Below are 5,571 nucleotides of genomic sequence, written 5' to 3'. Positions count from 1 at the left end.
TGCTGATTCTGAACTTGATGCTGATTCTGAACTTGATGCTGATTCTGAACTTGATGCTGATTCTGAACTTGATAATGATTCTGAACTTGNTAATGATTCTGAACTTGATAATGATTCTGAACTTGATAATGATTCTGAGCCGGATAATGATATTGAGGCATCATATGGACCTGATCCAATTGATGTTGCTAAAAGACAGGAGCGTGTTAATCAATTTTTTTCTACACCGGCACAACAAGAAATCCTTTATAAGGGCATGGACAATTATAGAGATAAACAAAGACAAAAAGATCTGGCTAAATATGCTCAATTGTTTCCTAATGATGAAGATGCTGCTAATAAAATTGCTAAAAATCTGGCAAGTAGCGATCCTTATTTTTTCAGGAAAAAGTTAGATAAATTTTTAGAAGATCGTGAAATTATCTCTGGTAATAAAGAGGTAACCAAATTGCGTGTTCTTCTAGGCCCAGAAGGAACAAAACTTTTTCAGCTGGCTCGTCGAGAAGAGCGTTTTGATAAAGATTATATTAATGCAGTTGTTGATAAATCTTTAATGAGTTCTACCGGGGCAAAGTGGATTACTCGCCCTGTAGTACCACTATTGGGGCCATCGGCAAGCGGCAAATCTTTTGTGAAAAAACAAGTATTAGATGAAATAAATAATAAAACAGCCAAAAGCTTGGGTAGTACTACTGAAAATGGCCTTGTTTTTTCAGATGGTGGTATTGAACGTGATGAATCCAGCGTTAGAAAGCTTATGATCGCTTTTGGAGTTAAGAGTTCATGTAAAGATATTACTGATTTAGATAAAAAAAGTGCATCTAAGCTTAAAGAAAATATCTTAAAGGCCGCAGTTCTTTCCCCTGATTTAGGTATTGTCATTGTTGATACAGCTTCAAAATATTATCATGGAAGAGTACCAAGTTTCGTATCTGATCTACTCCCTACCCTTGAAAATTTAGCTGCTGATCCAAAAAACAATGTAATACCCGTATGTATTGTTGGTGAAGATGATGAGACATTTGGCGAAACAGTATCTTTCATGGGAAATTCGCGTTCACAAGCTAGAGAGAAACATTTTAAGGCAATTCCAGCGGACAAAACATTTAGTTTAATGAATTTGCCTGAAAACTTACCAGAGTTTAAAAAATACGAAGAAAAGCATCGTCAAAAAGGAATAATTGGTTCTGAATTTATAATCAATGCGCTTAATAAAGAAGCGGTATACAGTATTAATGATTTGGTTCTTAAGACGTTAGATAAGCATGGTGAACTACAAAAAGGAGGGGAGTCAATTGAGGGAACAATGCTGGTTTCAAATCGTATTTTTAAAGAATGGAATAATAAAACTGAAGCAGAAAAATTAGCCTCTGGTTTTAAGGCGGCTGCTTCAGTTTTCAGTGAACCTAAGGGCGATTGCACTATAGCACTGATTCGAGATAATGATAAATGGATTAAAGATGATAACTCTGGAGTGCCAAATGCAACGCGTATCTATGTTAATGCTGATGCATTTGAACAATATCGAAAAAATCCATACGTATTTGCTTTTGATGCTTATAAAACTTATTACTCCAAGCCATTGATGCATACCGCAGGAGAATATGTCTTATTTAAAATTAAAAAAGAAATTGAAAAAACACCTAATGTGAAACAGGAGCCTCATTTAAACATGGTCTTAGAACATATGGCCAAGCTTCATATTGGTGGTGGACCAGTTGAAGGGCCCAAATTAGATAGAGTTAAAGATTCTCCTGCTTTAATTGATGCATTTGCAAAAGAACTGATTGCTTTAGAAGGAAAAATCCCGAGTTCGATGCATTCAGAATTATCTAAAGGCTTAGAGCAAATTAGAAATGAAGTGAAGCTAAGGCAGTTAATTGCTCATCCTAATGATGTTAAACCGCAACACAATTCAAAAGACAGGATGTTTTATGATACAAGAGAGTTTTTTGATATAAAAACAACGGTTAAAAATAAAAATGAAGCAGATAATGACTTAATTGCGAAGAAAGCGAATACTGCCTCTACTGCAGCAGGGGCTACTGTAGTTCCAACTGAAGTGGCGCAAGATGAAGTTCAAGAAGTTGTTTATAAAGGGGATTTTTTAAAAAATGATCAGGTTATTGTCGCCGAAGCGGAGATTGCACCTGGAAAAATACTGTATTTAGAACAAAATAAAACAGGTAAAGTAGTTGATAGGTCAACAGCTAATTTGAATACAGATGAAAAGCAAGTCGCAGCACTGAAACAAGCCCAAATGTTATTAAATAATTATGATCCGAGCAAGGGACGCATTGTGATTAGAGGACGAGATAAGGAGCAAGCGGAACGATTATATGCTGCAGTATTATATTTTATTAAAAATGATCCTGAGATAAAAAAGCGTATGGAGTCGCCACGCTGGATTTTGCCAAGTACTTATTCACCTGAAAAATTAATGAGATGTACTACACCAGGTTTCGTCCCTCCTAAAACAATCAGCTCGGGGTTTATTGCAAAAAAATTGCCTATTATCAAAACATTAGATAAAGAGCAATTAGAGGTTTTGAGTGTGGACAAGAGGGCTGTGGTAGAAGAATCGATAATGCAAACAAATAAGGCTATTGATGTTGTGAAAACGCAAAAAGATTATAAAGCACATGTCAGGCAGATTAGGCAGGCTGAACGAGCTGAAGTAGATGCCGACATGCACATACCCGTTAGTACAACACCTCAGTCGCGTTAAAAGTAAATGTTTCTTCAAGCGGTGTCTCTTATTCTGGCTTTATCTCTCTTTTGTGCAGCCAAAATGCCAGGCTAATGCACATAAAAAATAGCAATTGTGCCATATTGCAATAAAGTCCAAAATGAAGATTATTATGGGTTGTGTAAAACATATTTGCCATTTCAGTACCTATGGCACCAATAATCATCACACTTAAGCTCACCAGGGCAGAAGCGGTACCTTTGCTCACTGAAGTAACAAAAAGACAGAATCTATTTAAAGGTGCATTAACGATACTAAGCGCGAAAAAGTAGATAATTATTCCAGGAAGTAAATAATGATAGTCGTTGCCGTATAAATAAGGCAGCACGGAGGTTAATAGCGCGCCAACAATCATGATCATACAACCCCAAAAGATTATCTTTTTAATTTCATGCTTGTAAGTAAGCTTGTGTAAAAACCAATTTCCTAAAATGGTTGCACCAAAAACGGGAAGCTGCCACAGTCCATATTGAATTACCGTAAGTTTTGCTTCTTTAATCAATATAATCGGTGATAGTGCAATCCAGGCAAGGCAAGGTATTCCCACCGTACCAATCGCTAAAGTTGCAAAACTAAAAACCTTATTGGAAAGCAAATTTTTATAGTTTTTAAATACCTCTTTTGCTGAAAACTTGGTTTTCGGGATGATTTCGCCATTCTTTTTTGTTTGGCCAATAGGTTCTGGCATAAAACGCCATAAACCCCATAGCGCAATCAATGCCCCTAATGCAATGGAGACAAAAATATAGCGCCATGAAGTATAATGAATGACGATAGCACCCAATAACGGCCCTAACAATGGCGCAAGAATGGTCGCATTTGCCATAATGGATATCAGGCGAATCGCATCCATTTCTTCAAAAATTTCTTGAATGGTTGCATAACCAATAACACCAATAAAACATAGGCCCATGCCTTCAAAAAAACGCGCAGTTAAAAATTGGCTCATTGAGTTTGAGCATGCAATAAATAGGGTAAAGATAAAAAACAGACAACCACCTAACAACATCATAGGACGTCGTCCATACGCATCAGATAGCGGGCCAAGAAGAACCTGTAAACTCGCACCACCAAGAATGTAAACCGTGAGGGATGTCGCAACATCCGATTCAGGTGCATTAAACGATTGAACTACATGAATCATCCCTGGCATAATCATGTCATTGGCGATATAAGTTAGAAATTCGTACATAACCAGGAAACAAGCAAAGAGCACGGCCTGTTTTTTTGTTATAGAAATTAGTGGTTCAGACATCGGATAAATCCTGAGTTATTTATTTTTCAAGATATGTGGATTCTTGAAATTGTGTGTAAAATGATAATTTTCTTGTGCAGTTATCTTATGAAATGGCGTTTTTTTACCGATAATGCAGGTAATGACTTTGAGCTCAGTGAGCATTTTGCTATCTACAGGTTTAGTTTACTCGATCCTAAAATGTGATTCAATGCATCTTTGGTTGAATGGCTTTAGATACGTAGCTAGGCACAAATGGGGTCTATTTGTTCAGTTAATGAATAAATGGCAATCTCTTCTTTTTGTAACTTAGTAATAATTTCAAGTAAATGAACTCAGTACACGACAATTTCACAAATCACTGTTCCGTGTAATGGATAATTAAGTACAGGTTGCTGTCTTTTATCAAGACATTCAGAAAAGAGATGTTTTTTATAAAACAAGTTCATTAAAATATCAACAATATAATCCAGGCCATATCGGAAGGTAGGCTTATTATATTAACATTAATTAGCTATAATGATTTTTTTTATCTCATTATGATTTTAATAAAATGTCCACTCACACTATTGTCAGAAAATTATCAGTAAGCCTTGGTTATAGAAACAATACAACGGGGCGCTGTCATGGGTTTTCCTTACGATGGATAGAGGCTTGCCTTCTTGGTGAGGAACATCTGTTTGCTGAGCGTATTAACACTATTGTTTCCGGCGCCGAAGTTTTAGTCAATTCCATTCAGACTGTAAAAGAAAAGAAGGGGCAAGATCTAACGAAGGAGGATATGACCTTACTTGATGTTCTTGCTTTTTTTGAAAGCTTGGAACTATATCATTCGCCTTCCGTTCATTTTTCGCTTTTTAATGCATCTTTGGGACAACTTGATATCGAAGAGCTCTCTTATTATGCTTCTTCAGACGGAATTAAGTCTCTTGGTGGGTTAGTTAGAATTTATTCTGAGCCAGGTATTTATGCAAAAGAAGAAATTAAAGAGTATTTAGATAGCCTGGGCCTCATTTTAGAGAGCACTTACACCGCATCGAAGGAACCCTTGGGCATCGTTTTATCGAGCAATAACCATACAATCGCCTTAACCTATAAACCCGAGTCGGGATGGGGCTTTATGGATATTAATCAGTATCCATCTCTAGCATTTATGATACATGAAACTGATTTACTTGCCGAACGCATCATAGAGAGCTTCAAATCAGACGACAGTCCTTATAGTGCCTTTAACACTTCTGTTTTTACCACAGGTAAGCACTTGCAATTATGTAATTTAAGAGAGAAATTAGAGCAATTTGTAACTAGTCCTCAACTGATTAAGGAAATGGCTGGTCGCGTAGCGAATGAGATTGGTTTAACCTATATTGCAGCATCCCATGGCCATGTTTCTGTCATTACTGAACTTGAAAAATATGGCGCGGATTTAAATAAAGCCGCACCTAATAAAGTAACCCCTACCTATATTGCCGCAAAACACGGCCATATTTCGGTTATTGCCGAACTCGCAAAGCATGAGCGGGTAGACTTAAATAAAGCAAATAATAATGGCGAAACACCGGTCCTTATCGCCGCAAACAACGGCCAT

At 36.8% G+C, this 5,571-nt stretch carries 2 protein-coding genes; one reads left to right on the top strand and one right to left on the bottom strand.

Features of this window, described 5'->3' with window-relative positions:
• Nucleotides 1-2,756 precede the first annotated feature (2,756 nt).
• Nucleotides 2,757-4,004 carry an MFS transporter gene (locus LDG_RS11965; RefSeq protein ID WP_006871637.1) on the bottom strand — a complete coding sequence of 416 codons (1,248 nt, stop codon included), beginning with the start codon at nucleotides 4,002-4,004 and terminating at the stop codon, nucleotides 2,757-2,759.
• 532 nt (nucleotides 4,005-4,536) lie between these two features.
• Between LDG_RS11965 and LDG_RS18595 the strand changes: the two genes are divergently transcribed.
• A partial coding sequence (locus LDG_RS18595; protein ID WP_148263575.1) for an ankyrin repeat domain-containing protein occupies nucleotides 4,537-5,571 on the top strand: 1,035 nt, incomplete at its 3' end.

This window comes from Legionella drancourtii LLAP12, assembly GCF_000162755.2.
Classification (GTDB): domain Bacteria; phylum Pseudomonadota; class Gammaproteobacteria; order Legionellales; family Legionellaceae; genus Legionella; species Legionella drancourtii.
The sequence above is the reverse complement of the archived record's forward strand: the minus strand, read 5'-3'. Positions and strand labels throughout refer to the sequence as shown.

Bases quoted from the DNA above. Each gene is read 5' to 3' on its own strand.
- LDG_RS11965 (WP_006871637.1), bottom strand. From the start codon at position 4,004: ATGTCTGAACCACTAATTTCTATAACAAAAAAACAGGCCGTGCTCTTT.